Source organism: Mycobacterium yunnanensis (assembly GCF_025823185.1).
GTDB lineage: Bacteria > Actinomycetota > Actinomycetes > Mycobacteriales > Mycobacteriaceae > Mycobacterium > Mycobacterium yunnanensis.
Map to the genome: position 1 here is coordinate 233,781 of NZ_JACKVK010000011.1, position 16,985 is coordinate 250,765.

13 protein-coding genes are annotated in these 16,985 nt (G+C 69.3%); 5 read left to right on the forward strand and 8 right to left on the reverse strand.

The features are described 5' to 3' along the window. Positions 1-20 precede the first annotated feature (20 nt). Genes H7K45_RS20790 through H7K45_RS20800 form a run of 3 tightly spaced genes read right to left on the reverse strand, consistent with a single transcriptional unit; the run spans position 21 to position 2,639 of the window. The gene (locus tag H7K45_RS20790) at positions 21-1,361 is read right to left on the reverse strand and encodes a replication-associated recombination protein A (protein ID WP_372512600.1); all 1,341 of its coding nucleotides are present in this window, start codon (positions 1,359-1,361) and stop codon (positions 21-23) included. Positions 1,362-1,394: 33 nt separating this feature from the next. After that, the gene (locus H7K45_RS20795) at positions 1,395-1,763 is read right to left on the reverse strand and encodes a TM2 domain-containing protein (RefSeq protein ID WP_263997859.1); all 369 of its coding nucleotides are present in this window, start codon (positions 1,761-1,763) and stop codon (positions 1,395-1,397) included. Between the two features lie 39 nt (positions 1,764-1,802). Beyond that, on the reverse strand, positions 1,803-2,639 hold the full coding sequence (locus tag H7K45_RS20800) for a DUF3097 domain-containing protein (RefSeq protein WP_263997861.1): 837 nt from the start codon (positions 2,637-2,639) through the stop codon (positions 1,803-1,805). A 111-nt stretch (positions 2,640-2,750) separates the two neighbouring features. On the opposite strand from H7K45_RS20800, the gene H7K45_RS20805 reads away from it, so the two are divergent. Together H7K45_RS20805 and H7K45_RS20810 are read left to right on the forward strand one after the other, a co-directional pair. Continuing rightward, a complete protein-coding gene (locus H7K45_RS20805; protein ID WP_263997862.1) occupies positions 2,751-3,233 on the forward strand; it encodes a MerR family transcriptional regulator in 483 nt (160 codons plus the stop codon). Next, positions 3,226-4,224, forward strand: a complete 999-nt coding sequence (locus H7K45_RS20810; RefSeq protein ID WP_263997864.1) for an NAD-dependent epimerase/dehydratase family protein — start codon at positions 3,226-3,228, stop codon at positions 4,222-4,224. The genes H7K45_RS20805 and H7K45_RS20810 overlap by 8 nt, the downstream gene beginning before the upstream one ends. On the opposite strand, the gene H7K45_RS20815 is transcribed toward H7K45_RS20810, so the two are convergent. The 5 genes from H7K45_RS20815 to H7K45_RS20835 are packed head-to-tail and all read right to left on the reverse strand — an operon-like array spanning position 4,221 to position 13,095. Continuing rightward, positions 4,221-5,282 carry a zinc-binding metallopeptidase family protein gene (locus H7K45_RS20815; RefSeq protein WP_263997865.1) on the reverse strand — a complete coding sequence of 354 codons (1,062 nt, stop codon included), beginning with the start codon at positions 5,280-5,282 and terminating at the stop codon, positions 4,221-4,223. The two genes, H7K45_RS20810 and H7K45_RS20815, sit on opposite strands and share 4 nt — an antisense overlap. Beyond that, complete coding sequence (locus H7K45_RS20820; protein ID WP_263997866.1) at positions 5,275-6,186, reverse strand: transglutaminase family protein; 912 nt, start codon at positions 6,184-6,186, stop codon at positions 5,275-5,277. Before H7K45_RS20820 ends, H7K45_RS20815 begins: the two co-directional genes overlap by 8 nt. Continuing rightward, entirely contained in the window at positions 6,183-8,834 is a 2,652-nt protein-coding gene (locus H7K45_RS20825) for a circularly permuted type 2 ATP-grasp protein (RefSeq protein WP_263998382.1), read from the reverse strand. Before H7K45_RS20825 ends, H7K45_RS20820 begins: the two co-directional genes overlap by 4 nt. Continuing rightward, positions 8,834-12,157 carry a transglutaminase family protein gene (locus H7K45_RS20830; protein ID WP_263997867.1) on the reverse strand — a complete coding sequence of 1,108 codons (3,324 nt, stop codon included), beginning with the start codon at positions 12,155-12,157 and terminating at the stop codon, positions 8,834-8,836. The genes H7K45_RS20825 and H7K45_RS20830 overlap by 1 nt, the downstream gene beginning before the upstream one ends. Before the next feature lie 53 nt (positions 12,158-12,210). Beyond that, on the reverse strand, positions 12,211-13,095 hold the full coding sequence (locus tag H7K45_RS20835) for a DUF389 domain-containing protein (protein ID WP_372512620.1): 885 nt from the start codon (positions 13,093-13,095) through the stop codon (positions 12,211-12,213). A gap of 212 nt (positions 13,096-13,307) precedes the next feature. Here H7K45_RS20835 and H7K45_RS20840 point away from each other — a divergent pair, with 212 nt between their 5' ends. From H7K45_RS20840 to H7K45_RS20850, 3 genes are all read left to right on the forward strand, one after another. After that, on the forward strand, positions 13,308-14,111 hold the full coding sequence (locus tag H7K45_RS20840; protein WP_263997869.1) for a DeoR/GlpR family DNA-binding transcription regulator: 804 nt from the start codon (positions 13,308-13,310) through the stop codon (positions 14,109-14,111). Next, entirely contained in the window at positions 14,108-15,613 is a 1,506-nt protein-coding gene (locus H7K45_RS20845; RefSeq protein ID WP_263997870.1) for an FGGY-family carbohydrate kinase, read from the forward strand. Before H7K45_RS20840 ends, H7K45_RS20845 begins: the two co-directional genes overlap by 4 nt. A gap of 73 nt (positions 15,614-15,686) precedes the next feature. After that, a complete protein-coding gene (locus tag H7K45_RS20850) occupies positions 15,687-16,946 on the forward strand; it encodes an ABC transporter substrate-binding protein (protein WP_263998383.1) in 1,260 nt (419 codons plus the stop codon). Positions 16,947-16,985: the final 39 nt, after the last annotated feature.

Genomic DNA, 16,985 nt, shown 5'->3' on the forward strand with positions numbered 1-16,985 from the left:
CCCTGAGTGCGTTTCGGGGTCTAACGCCGCCGGCGGAGGATGGCCCGTAGCTTGTCGAGGCGCCCGGCGATGTCGCGCTCCGCGCCGTGGGTGGTCGGCCGGTAGTAGTCGACGCCGACCAGGTCGTCGGGCGCATACTGTTGCGCCACAATCCCATCGGGATCGTCGTGGGGGTACACGTAGCCCTGGGCGTTGCCCAGCGCCGCGGCCCCCGAGTAGTGACCGTCGCGCAGGTGCGGCGGCACCAATCCCGCCTTGCCCGCCTTGATGTCGCCCATCGCCGCCCCCAGCGCGGTCGTCACCGCGTTGGACTTCGGGCTGGTCGCCAGGTGCACGGTCGCGTGGGCGAGCGTGAGCTGCGCCTCGGGCATGCCGATGAGCGCGACGGTCTGCGCGGCGGCCACGGCCGTCAGCAGCGCCGTCGGGTCGGCCATCCCGACGTCCTCGCTGGCCAGGATCGTCAGCCGTCGGGCGATGAAACGGGGGTCCTCGCCCGCGGTCAGCATGCGGGCCAGGTAGTGCAGTGCGGCGTCGACGTCGGAGCCGCGAATCGACTTGATGAAGGCGCTGACCACGTCGTAGTGCTGGTCGCCGTCGCGGTCGTAGCGCACGGCGGCCTTGTCCAGCGACTGTTCGACCACCTCGACGGTCACCGATCCCGCCACCCCGGCCGTCTCCGACGCGACCTCGAGGGCGGTCAGGGCCCGGCGGGCGTCGCCCGCGGCGAGTTGGACGAGGAGTTCGACCGCGTCGGGCTCGACGGTCACCGAGCCGTCGAGGCCGCGCGGATCGGCGACGGCGCGTTCGACCACCGTGCGCACGGCGTCGGCGCCCAACGGCTGCAACTGCAGGATCAACGACCGTGACAGCAGCGGCGCCACCACGGAGAACGACGGATTCTCCGTGGTCGCCGCCACCAGGAGCACGACGCGGTTCTCCACGGCCGCCAGCAAGGCGTCCTGCTGGGTCTTGGAGAACCGGTGGACCTCGTCGATGAAGAGAACGGTCTGCTTGCCGTGCACCGCGGCGCGACGGGCCACGTCGATTACCGCCCGGACGTCCTTGACCCCTGCCGACAGCGCCGAGAGGGCCTCGAATCGACGCCCCGTCGCCTGGGAGATCAGCGACGCCAGTGTCGTCTTCCCGGTGCCGGGCGGACCGTAGAGGATGACCGACGCCGCGCCGGAACCGTCGACCAGCCGTCGCAGAGGTGAACCGTCGCGCAGCAGGTGATCCTGACCAACGACCTCGTCGAGCGAGGCGGGCCGCATCCGCACCGCCAGCGGGGCCGACGGTCCACCACCGGGAATGCCCTCACCGTCTCCCGGGTCGGACACCACGTCGAACAGACCATCGGCCACGGGACAGGCTTACCACGTCGCCTGTCACCGGCGTCAGTCGCGCAGTGGCCGGCCCTGTGGGTCCGGGACCTTGCCCACCAGGATGAGGATGCCGTCGACGAACGGCCAGATGGCACCGATGCCGCAGGTCAGCAGGCTCACCGCGAGCTGCGCGACGGCGATCCCGTTGTAGCCCAGGTAGAACCGCCCGATGCCGAAGGTGCCCAGGAACAGCTGCAGCAGCCCGGCGACCAGCTTGCTCTTGTCCGACAGCGGCCTACCCCAGGCGTCCACCCCGTACTGCCCCGGGTAGGGCGGCGGTGGGTAGCCGCCGTACGGCGGTGGAGGCGGCGGCGGGTACGGCGGATTGGACCCCGGGTAGGGCTGATTGGGCTCGGGCGGCAGCGGCGGAGGCAGCGACATGCCACGGATGATCGCGCATTTCAAGATCGACGTCCACCACTAATCAGTGGTGACGAAGTCGATCAACTCCTCGACGCGGCCGATCAAGGCGGGCTCCAGGTCGTTCCAGTCGCGCACCGTGCCGCGAATGCGACGCCACGCATTCGCGATGTCGGCCTGGGTGGCGTGCGGCCAGCCCAGCGCGTCGCAGATGCCGTGCTTCCACTCGACGTGCCGGGGTATGACGGGCCACTGCTTCAGACCGAGCCGGGCGGGCTTCACTGCTTGCCACACGTCGACGTAGGGGTGGCCGACGACCAGGGTGTGCTCACCACCGCGGCCCCGCCGGACGGCCTCGGCGATCCGGGCTTCCTTCGAGCCGGCGACGAGGTGGTCGACGAGGACGCCGAGCCGACGGGCGGGACCCGGGTCGAAGTCGGCGACGATGGTGGCGAGATCGTCGACGCCGCCGAGATATTCGACGACGACGCCCTCGATGCGGAGGTCGGCGCCCCACACCTGCTCGACCAGTTCGGCGTCGTGGCGACCCTCGACGTAGATGCGGCTGGCGCGGGCGGTGCGCGCGCGGGCGTGCGTGACGGCGACCGAACCGGACGCCGTGCGGGTGGGTGCGGCGGGCGCAGTGGCCTTGGGCGGGGTGAGGATCACCGGCTTGCCGTCGACCAGGTATCCGGGTCCGACCGTGAAGGGTCGTCGGTGACCGTCGAAGTCCTCAAGCACCATCCGGCCGTACTCGACAGCCACGATGGCTCCGACGTAGCCGGTTTCGACGTCCTCGACCACGAGGCCGACGTCGGCCGCCATTTCGGTGGAGCGCACCCGCCGCGCGGCGTGCGGATCTCGGGACAGGATGTCGGAGCCGTATCTGTCGTTCACGGAGCCGAGCCTAGGAATGATGCCGGCCTCCTGAGGCTGCCGCGCCGACGCCGTAACCGATCGGTGACCGAGACTTGACTTGAAGCGCTTGAAGTTCGGCAGAGTGGGGCCATGACCACCGACGCCGTCGCGACGGCCGATCGCGACCTGACCATTCAGCAAGTCTCGCGCCGCACCGGCCTGGCCGAGTCCACCCTGCGGTACTACGAACGCATCGGTCTCATCGAGGCCGTGCCGAGGGATCCCAGCAGCGGCCACCGCCGCTACCCGGCCGAGTTGGTCGGCACCGTCGAATCGCTGAGCTGCCTTCGCGGAAGCGGCATGTCGGTCGCCGACATCAGGCGGTACGTCGCCAACACCCGGCGCGGCGCCGACGCGACCGCCGACCAACGCGCGCTGTTCGAGGCGCACGCGGCCCGGCTGCGTGACGAGATCGCCCGGCTTCGGTTACGCGAGAGCTACGTCACCGCGAAGGCTCGGATGTGGGCGGCCAGGGAGGCCGGCGACACGGCGGCCGAACGCGAGATCGTCGACGTCGTGCTCGAACTCGGTGCCCGTCTACTCGCCGACGAGGGGGCGAGCACCGATGTCTGAGGATCGAGGGCTGGTCCTGGTCACCGGCGGCACGGGATACCTTGCCGGACACGTCATCCGCCGACTGTCGGCAGACGGATACCGCGTCCGCACGACGGTCCGCTCCCCCGGCCGCAACGCCGAGGTACGGGCGGCGGACGAGGTCGCGGTCGCCGATCTGACCACCGACGACGGCTGGACCGTGGCCGTGGCGGGCTGCGACGCGGTCCTGCACGTCGCGTCGCCGTTCCCCGCTCGACAGCCGGAGAACGAGGACGACGTGATCGTCCCGGCACGGGAGGGCACCCTGCGCGTGCTGCGCGCCGCGAATGCCGTCGGGATCCGGCGGGTGGTCCTCACGTCGTCGTTCGCGGCGGTCGGCTACAGCCCCAAACCGTCTGGCGCGCCCTACGACGAGACCGACTGGACCGATCCCACCGCGCCGAACTCGCCCTACGTCAAGTCCAAGACGCTGGCCGAGCGGGACGCCTGGAAGTTCGCCGCCGCTCACGACCTCGACCTGACGGTGGTCAACCCGGTGGGCATCTTCGGACCGGTGCTCGGCACCGACCTCGCCACCTCGGTTCGGATCGTCAAGGAGCTCCTCGAGGGTCGGCCGCCGTTGCTACCCCGCGCGTCATTCGCGGTGGTCGACGTCCGCGACGTCGCCGACCTACACGTCAAGGCGCTGCACGATCCGCGCGCCGTCGGCGAACGTTTCCTGGCCGCGGCCGGTCAACCCGTGTCGTTCCCCGAGACCGCGGCGACGTTGCGCGCCCACCTCGGTCCCGACGGCCGACGCGTGCCACGCCACACGGCACCAGACTGGTTGGTGCGCACGGGGGCTCGGGTCGTCCCGGCACTACGAGAACTCGCCGGACTGCTCGGCGAACCCAAGCGCATCGACGCCATCAAGGCGACCGAGCTGCTGGGCTGGCACCCGCGCCCGGTGGCCGACACCCTGGTCGACACGGCACGCAGCCTGATCGACGGTGGGCTGGTTGGGCGTTAGTCGACACCCCTGGCCGCGGCCAGCTTCGCCGGGTCGGAGGTGACCTCGTCGATCACCGTGTGGATGAAGCGCATCTTCTCCAACACCTTGGCCGGCAACACGAACGGGTAGAGATCGTCGTGACCCATCGACCGGTTGACCATGTTCAGCGCCCACGACAGCGGCAGCCACAGGTCGATGATCGAGTCGAAGCCGCTGGGGCCCAGGTTGCGTCGCTCGAACGTCGCTCCGGCCGGGGCGAAGCCGAATGCCGCGGCGGTGTCGAGGGTGTCGCGGATGTGCAGGTAGTGCGCAAAGGTCTCCGCCCAGTCCTCGGCCGGATGCATGGTGGCGTAGGACGACACGAAGTCGCGTTCCCAGCCGGCGGGTGCGCCCTCGCTGTAGTGCCGGTCCAGCGCCGCTTGGTAGTCGGACTCGGCGTCGCCGAACAGTTCTCGGGCCCGCTCTTCGTACTCCGACGCCACACCGACGAGTCGGTAGTAGTAGTAATGGCCGATTTCGTGGCGAAAGTGCCCGAGCAGCGTGCGATACGGTTCGGCCATCGCGATCCGCAACTGCTCGCGGTGTACGTCGTCGCCCTCGGCGAGGTCGAGGGTGATGACACCGTTCTCGTGCCCGGTGAACACCTTCTCGAACTCGCTGGACAGCAGGTCGAAGGCCAAGCCGAAGTTGGGGTCGACGTCGCGTCCGACGATGGGCAGCTTGAGGTCGACGAGTTCGACGATCAGCCGGCGCTTGGCCTTCTCGGCGACGGCGAAGGCCGCCATGGCCGGTGTGTCGGCGTCGTTGGGGCGCATCCGCGTCAGTGCGCACGAGGTGCACAGCTGCGGCACGGGAGCCACCTTCACCAGCCAGTTGCATTCGGCGGCATGCAGATTGGCGCACAACCGATACTCGCTGGCGTCGACGGCGCCACCGTGTTCGCTTTCTTCACCGCTCGCGATGACCAGGAAGGCCATCTGGTCGAGGGAGAACCCCAACCGGCTGCGGCACGACAGGCACACCGAGTTCTCGAACGCCAAGTGCTGCCCGCAGTTCGGGCAGATGAAGTCACGCACCGGCCACATCCCTGGTCAGGGGAGCCACGTCGACCGACACGTCGATCTTGCTGCTCTCCGAGTCGGTGTAGATGATGCCGCGCAGCGGCGGCACGTCCACGTAGTCGCGGCCGAAACCTGCGACCACGTAGCGTTCGTCGACCAGAGCGTCGTTGGTGGGGTCGAAACCAAACCATTGATTCTGCGGTGTCCACACCGACGCCCAGGCGTGCGTCGCGTCGATCCCGACCATGCGTTCCCTTCCAGGGGGTGGGTCCGTCGCGAGATAGCCAGAGACGTAACTGGCGGCCAGACCGTTGGAGCGCAGGCAAGCGATCGCGAGCCTGGCGAAGTCCTGACATACCCCTTCGCGGGCCACCAAAACTTCGGCCACCCGGGTGGACACGGTCGTCGAACCCGACCGGTAGGTGAAGTCGCGGTTGATCCTGGCGTTCAGATCGCGCAGCACCTCGATCAGCGGTCGCCCGGGCTCGAAACTGGGTGCGGCGTAGTCGCGAACGGCATCGGTGATCTCGGGCTTCTGCAGGTCCAGGGTGAACTCGACGGCCAGCGCGCCCTCGGTGCCCACCGGCCGGGAGATCTCCCACGGCGCGAGCGCCGAGCCCCCGGAGTACAGCTCGGCAGGCGGCGGGTCGACCTCCACCACCGAATGGCTGGTGATGGTCAGCGCCCGGTGGCGTTCGGTGACGTGGAAGTACGAGCTCACGTTTCCGTAGGCGTCGCGGCTCGTGGAACTGTCCTCCGCCTCGGGGTCGATCAGCAGTTCGTGCGACAGGCATCGCTGCCGTGACGAGTCCCGCGGGGTCAGGAAACCCCGACCGTACGAGCTCGTCACGTCGTCGGAATAGTGGTACATCGTCCGGTGGGTGATCTCGTAGGCCCGGGTGCCCACCGTCGCGGTCACGGCATGACCCGTCGTTCGTCGGGACCCCAGATCGGTTGCATGCCACCGGGCAGCGACAGATGCGTCGCGGTGATGCGGCGGGACAGCTCCCGCAGGTCGTCGTGGATGCCGCCGAGCAGGCTGTCGAGCTCGGGGCGGGTGCCGTCGGCGACCTCCTCGAGGTCGGCGGGGTCCAGCCGCCGCAGCCGCGCCGCCACCTCGTCGACGAGACGTTCGGGGCCGGTGGATCCCGAGGACGACGGCAGCGCCTTGAGATTCACCCGCAGCCGTTCGAATTGGTAGGCCAGCGAGCGCGGGTTCTCGCCGTCGAACAGCAGCAGATCGGCCACGGCGGCGACGCTCACCTTGCCCAGGGTGCGCCGACGGTAGATGACCGACGACTCGCACGTCACCAACGTCGACTCGGTGATCGTCTGCTCGGCGCCGGGGCTGCGCACCGTCGTCAGGGTCGAGCGCATGAGCGCGGCCAGCCAGATGCCGCGTTCGATCCGCTTGCCGATGTCCATCATGGTCCAGCCGACGTCGCGGACCATCGATTCGGCTGCCACGCCGGACATCGCGAGCATGCCCGCCAGCGTCTGACTGTGCGCGGTGGCCAGATAACCGTCGCCCTCGGTGTGGGAATCCGGCGGCGTCGACGAGTGCCGAAGCACGGCACGGTCGACCGCGGCGAGCACCATCCAGGTGTCGTGCGACATCTGGTCGCGAACCGACCGGGCGGCCGACCCCAGCCGCTCCACCGACTGGGCCAGTGATCCGGCCCGGCGTCGGTCCGCGGTCAGTGACCACAGCGTCGTCGGCGCGATGGCGATCATCTCGGCGGCGTCACCGGCGGCTCCGGTATCGGTGCCGGTGATGCGCCCCAGAGCGGTCAGCAGCACGGGCACGCATTCACTGTCGGGAACGTCTTGGCGATAACGGAATTCGTGGTACCGCTCGCGGGTGACGCCCAGCAACCGGGCCATGTTCTCGGCGCGCTCACCGTACCGGCCGAGCCAGAAGAGATCCGACAGGACGCGCGGCGAGCTGACCGCACGGGTCGGGCTCGGGGTGATCGCGGGCAGGTCGACCGCGGGGGCAGGCGTCCGCTCGGCGATCACCCGCGTCGGCGAGCGCACCCAGACGTCCTTGGCGGCAAGGGTGTTCATCCGGTAGGCCGCGTTGCCCGGCTCCAGCAGGTAGCCCAAGCCACCCTGCATCGGGGCGTAACCGCCGCGCTGCGCGACGGTGAACAACCTCATCCCGGTGTTGGCAGGGGACATTCCGTTGGGCGAGTGCGCGGTGGGCGCCGAGGCGAATCGAGGGAGCTCCTGGCCTACCCACTGCCATGGTGTGGCGGCGATCCGCGCCGCCAGCGCGTCGCGCTCGCCTGCGGACAGCATGGGTCCGACGATTGGCTCGCCACCGGTCACCGGCCGGATCAGCAGCGCCGAAAGGTGACTCAGCAGATGCGAGCGCTCCACGTCGACGCCGCCCCAGTACATCGGCGCCGCGCCGAGCTGCGGCGTCTCACCGACGAGCAGCTCGGCCAGCTCCGGCAGAAAGCGTTGCAGCCCAGGACTTTCCAGGATCCCACTGCCCAGGGTGTTGACCACGGTGACCGCCCCACGTCGCAGCACCTCGACCAACCCGACCACGCCGAGGCGTGAATCGGCCCTCAGATCCAGCGGATCGGCGTAGGCGGCGTCGACGCGGCGCAACACCACGTCGACGCGCTTGAGCGTGCCCAGCGACCGCATCCACAGCTTGCCGTCGCGGACCACGAGGTCGGCGCTCTCGACCAGCGGGAAGCCGAGCACGCTGGCGAGGTAGGCCTGGTCGAACGCCGTCTCGGAATGGGTACCCGGGCTGAGCACGACCACGACGGGCTCTCCGGCAGACTCCGGTGCGGCGTCGATGAGCGCCAGCCGCAGCGCCTGCGCCCACGGCGACACCGGCCGGGGCGCGATGCGTTCGTAGAGTTCGGGAAACGCGTGTGCCACCACCCGCCGGTCGGCCAGGGCGTACCCCGCCCCGGACGGCGCCTGGGTCCAGTCGGCGTTGACGCGGAACTCCCCGCACTCGTCGCGGCTGACGTCGACGCCGTGGAGGAACAGCTGATGCCTGCCCGGTACCTCGATACCGCGCGCGGCGCGGACGTACCCCGGGTGGGCGAACAGCAATTGCGGGGGCAGCACCCCGCTGGTGATCGACTTGCGCGCGCCGTACAGATCGGTCAGCACCGCGTCCAGCAGTCGCGAGCGTTGCACCAGACCGGCTTCCAGGGTCTCCCAGTCCGAGGAGGAGACCACGACGGGCAGCGGGTCCAGAAGCCACGGGCCGGGAACCTGGGTGCCGTCGCCATGGGTGACGGCGTCGCCGACCGCCGCGGGGTCGACCTGGACGAAGGTGATGCCGTCGGCGTCGACGAGGCTGCTGACCACAGACCGCAGCCGGTCCAGGCCGTATGGTCCGCGGTCGGCCACGCACTCGGCCAACTCCCGCCAGGCCGGCCGGACGGTACCGGACGGGTCGACGAACTCGTCGTAGCTGCTGGCGTTGCCGGTGCGGTCGTCGAACAAGGACTCCTGCGCGCGAGCAGCGCGGTACTTGGCCACCAGGGTGACGGCGGATGTGGGCTCCGGGGGGCCGTCGGTGCGTAGGACCATCACCGCAGCACGGTACGCACCCGACGAAGGTCGAGGATGCCCGGCGCGCCCGCGTCGGTGAACTGACGGGCCTGCTTCTCCCGGATGTCGGACACGTCGACGTGTCCGGGAGTGAATCCGGTGGCCTCGAACCGTCGGCCGCGCCGAGATTCGGCTTCGACGGCGTTGACGGGTGGGTGGTCGTAGGACCGGCCGCCGGGATGGCTCACGTGATAGGTGCACCCGCCGCGCGAGGTCCCGGAGGCGACGTCGACGAGCTCGAAGCGCAGCGGGTCGTCGACGGTGATGGTGGGGTGCAGCGCGCTGGGCGGCTGCCAGGCGCGGTACCGCACCCCGCCGACCTGAACGTCCCCACTGTTGGTCGCCAGCAGCGGGACGGGGTGGCCGTTGGCGGTGACGACGTAGCGCTCACGGTCGGCCCCGATGAGGCGAACCTGCAGACGTTCGACCGACGAGTCGACGTAGCGGGCGGTGCCGCCGGCGGTGGACTCCTCCCCCAGGACGTTCCACGGTTCGATCGCGCCGCGCAGCTCGATCTCGACGCCGTCGAACACCGCGGTGCCCACGCGCGGGAAGCGGAACTCGGTGAACGGGTCCAGCCAGCTGGTGTCGAAGGCGATGCCGTGGGCGCGAAGGTCCGCCGCCACGTCGGCGATGTCTTGAATGATGAAGTGCGGCAACAGGTATCGGCCATGCAAGTTGGCCCCGTGCCGAATCAGCGGGGCCCGAAGGGGTTGATCCCAGAACCAGGACACCAGCGAGCGCACCAGTAGCGACTGCACCATGGCCATCTGGAAGTGCGGTGGCATCTCGAAACCACGGAGTTCGAGCAGCCCCAGCCGCCCGCGGGCACTGTCGGGACTGTAGAGCTTGTCGATGCAGAATTCGGCGCGGTGGGTGTTGCCGGTGATGTCGGTGAGGAGGTGGCGGAGGGCGCGGTCGACGACCCACGGGGAGTCAGTCTCGACTTCCCGCGTCAGCCGGTCGATCTCGGCGAACGCGATCTCCAGCTCGTAGAGCGACTCGGTGCGTCCCTCGTCGACCCGCGGCGCTTGGGAGGTGGTGCCGATGAAGCGTCCGGAGAACAGGTAGGACAGGGCGGGGTGGCGCTGCCAGTAGGTGAGCATCGACACCAGCACGTCGGGGCGGCGCAGCATCGGCGACTCGGCGGGACTGATGCCGCCGAGGGTGATGTGGTTGCCGCCGCCGGTGCCGCCGTGGGTGCCGTCGACGTCGAAGGACTCCGTCGACAGGCGGGCCAGTCGTGCTTGTTCGTAGAGGGTTTCGAGCTGGGCGCGCTGCTCGGCGAAGCTGGCGGTGGGGGCGACGTTGACCTCGATGACACCCGGGTCGGGCGTCACCGACATCGACGTCAGTCGCGCGTCGGCCGGGGGGCCGTAGCCCTCGAGTACCAACGGACAGCCGGCCTCGGCGGCAGCGGCCTCCAGTCGGGTCACGACGTCGACGAAGTGTTCGAGTTCCTCGGTGGGAGGGAGGAAGACGTACAGCACGCCGTCGCGGACCTCGGCGACCATGGCGGTGATCGGCGCGCCGCCGGCCTCCTCGATCTCGGCGCCCTCGGCGTCCTCCCCGTCCGGGCCGTCGGGGAGCTCGCCGCGGGCGGCGAGCGGGTCGGCGTCGAGGGCGGCCCGGGGTGGCTTCCAGCTGATGGCGTCCAGCGGCAGCCGCAGCCCGGCGGGCGAATCACCGGCCAGCAGAACGATGCGTCCGCGCCGGAGCTGCCAGTCCGCGCTGGCCCAGCCGGTGTCGTCCTCGCGGCGATGCAGCGGCAGCACGTAGGCGCTGGGTTCGGTGACCGACTCGTCGAGTCGGGCCAGCAATTCAGCCCTTGCCTCGGGCGTGTCGGCGGCCAAGTCGTCGTCGGCACCGACGGGTTCGCCTGCGGGCTGACGCACCGCGGTGGCCAGCCTGGCGAGGGCGTCCTCGTAGGCGGGGCGCACCTGGGTGTCGGGCAGGCCGAGGCCGGCGGCCAAGGCACCGAGGACCCGCTTGGCCGAATCGGACGGAACCGGTTCGGCGGCGGTCTCTGCCCACGGGTCGGCCAGCAGTGCCGCGTTGGTCCACAACGGCTTTCCGTCCGCGCGCCAGTGCAGCATGATCTGCCAGCGCGGCAGGGGTTCGCCCGGGTACCACTTGCCCTGCGAGCGCTGCACCACGCCCTGCGGTGCCCAGATCTCCTTGAGCCGGGCAGCCAGCGCGGAGGCACGCTCGCGCTTGTGCGGTCCGTCGGCGTCGGTCGTCCACTCGGGCGCCACCTGGTCGTCGACGGAGACGAACGTCGGTTCACCGCCCATGGTCAGGCGCACGTCGGCAGCGGCCATGCGCGCGTCGACGGCGGCTCCCAGCTCGAGGATCGAATCCCAGGCCGCCGGGGTATAGGGCAGCGTCACGCGAGGGTCTTCGTGAACCCGGGTCACGACGTTGGAGAAGTCGAGGGTCACCCCGCACGGGTCGGTGGCCCCGCTGATCGGCGCGGCCGACGCCGGGTGCGGCGTCGCCGAGAGAGGAATGTGGCCCTCCCCGGCGAACAGCGCCGACGTCGGGTCCAGGCCGATCCAGCCGGCACCCGGGATGTAGACCTCGGTCCAGGCGTGCAGGTCGGTGAAGTCCGCCGCCGGTCCCGACGGACCGTCGAGCGCCTTGACGTCGGAGGTGAGCTGAACCAGGTACCCGGAGACGAAGCGGGCGGCCAGGCCCATCTGACGAAGCACCGACACCATGAGCCAGGCCGAGTCGCGGCAGGAGCCGATGGCGGTCCGCAGCGTGTGATCGGGCGTCTGAACCCCGGCTTCCATGCGGACGCTGTAGCCCACGTCGGCGTTGATCGCGCCGTTGAGGGCGACGAGGAAGTCGATGGTGCGGGTGCCGGGACGCACGCTGAAGTTCTTGACCCAATCCTGCGTCAGCTCACCGGGGCCGGACCCCTCGCCGTCCTCGTCGACCGGCCGGAGGTACGGCTCGAGATCCTCCAGCAGCGCCTTGGGGTACGAGAAGGGCCACGTCTCGGCCCATTCCTCGATGAAGAAGTCGAAGGGGTTGATGACCTTGAGGTCGGCGATGAGGCCGACGGTGATCGTCAGCTCGCGGGTGCGGTCGGGAAACACCAGCCGGGCCAGGAAGTTGCCGAATGCATCCTGCTGCCAGTTGACGAAGTGGTCGGCGGGTTCGACCTGCAGCGAATACGCCTCGATCGGAGTGCGCGAATGAGGCGCCGGACGCAAACGGACGACGTGTGGATGGACTTTCACCAGCCGGTCGAACGTGTAACTGGTGCGATGCTCCAGCCCCACCTTGATTCCCATAGGCGTTGATCCCACCACACCCGGCTGGGGGGTGCATCGCCGAAGGGGTCAGCTCACGCGCGGGCGACGCGCGACATCGAGGTGCCCTTGGGCCGCACGACGAGAACGAGGACTCCGGCGACGACGATGCCGACGAGGTTCACCACGAGCTGCAGAGCCGACTTCGCGGCGACGTCCCATGCGCCGACCGTGGCGGCGACGACTGCGAATCCGGCTGCGGTCACGGTGTAGACGGAGATGAACACGCCGACGAGTCCGGTCGCCTTGGCCCAGACCAGCGACAGCATGCCTGCCGCGCCGGCCAGCAGCGCCACCACGAAGGAGATGGGCCCGACCTCGAAGATGAAGTCGACCTCGCTGACGTGCTGCACGCTGTCCAGGGTCAACCAACCGAACGCCTCGGCGGCCATGGTGGCCAGGGCGGTGACGCCCATGGCGATGGGGAACCCCACGACGAGGGCGGTCGCGGCACGCCTTGCCAGGTTTCCCCGGCGTTGCACCAGCGCCACGGAAAGCGCTGCCAGCGGCCCGAACTCGGGTCCGAGCACCATCGCTCCGACGACCGTCACCGTGGAGTCGGTCACCACGCCGACGGCAGTGAGCAGACAGGCCAGGGTCAAGAACAGCACGAAGGTTACCGACAGGGAGGATTCCTCTCGAGTGCGTCCGATCAGCTCGTCCCACACCAGGGCGTCGGCCGCATCTCCGACCGCTTCGTCCTCGGCCCGGTGCGCGCGGGTGGACAGCACCGTGTCGAGCACTTCCAGGGTGATCGCGCCGCGATGCTGGACGTCGAGCGCCTTGAGTTGGCGGATCAGGCCGTTGGCGCATTCCCGCGCGACGTCGGCGGTGATCTCGTCGCCGACGGGGTCCAGCGCGGCCCCGGGGTGCAGCAGCAGATTGGCCACGCCGACCTCGCCCCGGAGAATGTCGATCACGTCGCCGCGTAGGTCCTCGGGTGCGATGACGCGCAAGTGCAGCACGAGCGCACGGTAGCTCGCGCCCACGCTTTCCGACCCGACTGTCGCGAAATGTGGGCACTCCACACGTTTGTGTTGTAAATTCACACCACCTGCCGGCACGGCACCCGCCTCACCTTGAATTCGGAGATCAGAGCTGTGAATTTTCCACACACGGCCGTTGCGTGATCATGGATGCGAAGACGCGCCGGAGCCGCATCGAGGAGCGTGTCCGCGCCGACGGCGAAGTCGGTTACGCCGACCTCGCCGTCGACTTCGACGTCTCCGAGATGACGATCCGACGCGACGTGGAGGCACTGGAGACCCTGGGGGTGGTCCGCCGCGTCGTCGGCGGCGCCATCGCCTTGAAGGGCAAGGACACCGAACCCGCCTTCGAGACCCGGGTCGCCGACGCCGCGGAGGAGAAACGCCACATCGCCGATGCGGTAGCCGATCTCGTCAGTCGTGGGGAGACCCTGATCCTGGACTCGGGAAGCACCGCCCTAGCCGTTGCGCAGTCGCTGCGAGGACGACAGCTCGAGTTGACGGTGCTGACACCCAGCGTGCTGGCCGCGCTGGAACTGGTCGACGAGGAGAACACCACCGTCGTGTTGACCGGCGGCGAACTGCGCCCCGGTGAACTCAGCCTCATCGGTCCGGCGGCCGAGGACACCCTGTCCAACTACAACTGCGACACGTTCGTGATGGGCGTGGCCGGCATCGACGGACTTCGAGGCATCTCGGACTACCACCAGGCCGACAGCAGGGTGAAGCGTGCGGCAAGCAGTCGGGCCGACCGCGTCATCGTCGCCGCCGACCGCAGCAAGCTCGGCAGGGTCACCTTCACCAGCATCGCCGCGCTGTCCGAGATCGACGTCCTCATCACCGACGGCGACCCGCAGCATCCCGCGCTGGTCGCCGCGCGGGCGGCTGGCGTCGACGTGATCTGCGTGGCCGGCGTCGACGCCGAGACGGGTCGGGCCGAAAACCAGTGAGCACCTACACCATTGGGGTCGACGTCGGCACCACGGGCACCAAGACCGTGCTGTTCGACACCGAGCGCGGCATCGTCGCCCAGGCCGTGCGCGAGACCACGCTCCACTCCCCCGGTCCCGGCTTCGCCGAAGCCGACACCGACCAGTGGCACGCCAACGTCGTCGAGTCCATCCGGGAAGTGCTGCAGTCGGGCGACATTCGCCGCGAGTCGGTGGTGGCGGTCGCGGTATCCGGCATGGTTCCCGCCGTCGTGGCGCTGGACGACCACCGCCGCCCCCTGCGCCGCGCGATACTGCAGAACGACGCCAGGGCGACCCGCGAAGTCGCCGAGCTCGCACGGGCCCTGGCCGACGTCGACCTGGTTCGCATGACCGGCTCCGCCCTTACCCAGCAGTCCGTGGCCCCCACCGTGGCGTGGCTGCGCACCCACGAACCAGAGGTCTACTCCCGCACCGCGCACTACGTCGGCTCCTACGACTGGGTGCTCACCGCCCTCGGGGCCGACGTCCACGTCGAACGCAACTGGGCGCTGGAATCGGGGCTCTCCACCATCGACGGCGACGTCGCCGACCCCGTGCTGCGCGCGGCGCAGCTGGATCGCACCGTGCTGCCCCCGGTTCACTCCCCTGGCGCGGTGGTCGGCGAGTTGAGTTCAGCCGCAGCGGATTCAACAGGTCTGGCGGCCGGAACCGCGTTGGTCGTCGGTGGCGCCGACCACGTGTTGTCGGCGTTCGCGGCGGGCGTGAACGGCCCCGGCGACGCACTGGTCAAGCTGGGCGGCGCCGGCGACATCCTGGTCGCCAGCGACACCCGTGTGGTCGACGAACGGCTCTACCTCGACGCCCATCCCGTGCCCGGACACTGGTTGCCCAATGGATGCATGGCCACCAGCGGCAGCCTGATTCGCTGGTTTCAGGCGTTGATCGGTGGCGCCGACGCCGTCGCACTGACCACCCTCGACGAGGAGGCCACCGGCACCGCGCCCGCAGAGGTGCTGTGCCTGCCGTACTTCCTCGGCGAGAAGAGCCCGCTTCACGACCCCGAGTTGCGCGGCGTCTTCGCCGGCATGCACCTCGGACACACTCGAGCCGATCTGTACCGCTCGGTGCTGGAGGCCATCGCGTTCGGCTTCCGCCATCACGTGGACGTGTTCACCGACATCGGAATCCCGCCACGCCGGGTGATGATCACCAACGGCGGATCCAAGTCCACCCTGTGGAAGCAGATCCACGCCGACGTCCTCGGTCTCGAGATGCGACCCGTACGAGGACATCCCGGCGCATCTCTCGGTGCCGCGGTGATCGCCGCGATCGGTGTCGGCGCACTCGACGACTGGTCGGACGCCGCGCGCTTCGTCACCCTCGATCCGCCGATCGAGCCGGACCCGACGCGGCGCGCGGTGTACGACGACGCATATCAGACCTGGCGGGACCTCGGCGCCGCAGTGACCCCGATCTCCCACCAGATGGCACGACGCGTTCGACAGGAGTCCGACAAATGAAGGGAACGTGCGGTACATGACGACGATTGCGAAGAAGACCAGGCGGCGGCGGTTCGCGCCGCCGATGGTGGCGATGTGTGCCGCGCTCACACTGGTTCTCAGTGCCTGTGCGGGCAGCGGGGGACCCGAACAGACCCAGGCGACCGGTACCGGGGAGGTGGCCAAGGACGTCTCCGGCACCGTGCGAATCCTGATGGAGAACGTTCCGGACACCGACGTGGTCAAGTCGATGGTTCCCGAGTTCAACAAGGACTATCCGAACGTCAAGGTCGACATCGAGACCCTGACCTACGACCAGATGCGCGACAAGCTCGTGTCGTCGTTCCAGTCGTCGTCGCCCACCTACGACTTGATCATCGTGGACAACCCGTGGATGGTTGACTTCGCCAAGGCGAACTTCCTGCAGCCGTTGGACTCTCGCATCGACAGCACGCCCGGCTACGACGACGCGGACTTCTTCAAGCCACTGACCGACATCGCCACCGTCGACGGCAAGAAGTACGGCGTGCCGTTCTACAACTACGCACTGGGCTACCTGTACGACACCGACGACTTGGCCACGGCCAAGCTGCCCGTGCCGACCACGCTCGACCAGCTGGTCAGCACGTCCAAGGCGCTCAAGGTGGGGGACCGCGCCGGTATCGCGATGCAGCCGCAGCGGGGTTACAAGATCTTCGAGGAGTGGGGCAACTGGCTCTTCGCCGCGGGCGGTTCGATCTACGGGCCGGACGGCAAGCCGACGTTGAACACCCCGCAGGCCAAGGCGGCCCTCGACGCCTACATCGACACCTACAAGACCGCCGCCCCGGCCAACAGTCTCAACTGGGCCTTCGACGAGGCGTTCCGCTCGGTGTCCAGTGATCAGGCCGCCTCCATGATCAGCTACAACTGGAACCTGCCCGCGCTCAACGCCCCGGGATCGGGCCCGTCGGCAGGCAAGTACAAGCTCGCGGAGATCCCCGGCGGCAAGCAGGTCCTCGGCTCGTGGAGCTGGTCCATCCCCGCCAACTCCGGATCATCGGACGCCGCATGGGCATTCGCGTCGTGGCTGACCTCCAAGGCACACGACGTCGAGCGCACCGAGAAGGGCGGTGCCGCGATCCGCCAGAGCACGCTCCAGGATCCGGCCGTCCTCAACGGGCCGCTGGGCGCGGAGTACTACCAAACCGTCGAGAAGATGCTGGGCAACGCCGCACCCCTGAGCCAGGGACCGAGCGGCGAGGAGATGATCCAGGCCGTCGGCACCGAACTCAACGAGGCCGTCGCGGGCACCAAGAGCGTCGAGGACGCCTTGGCCGCCGCCCAGGCCGCCGCCGAGAAGATTCAGGGCTAACCCCACATGGAACCGACCACCCCGAGAAGGGAGCGACGC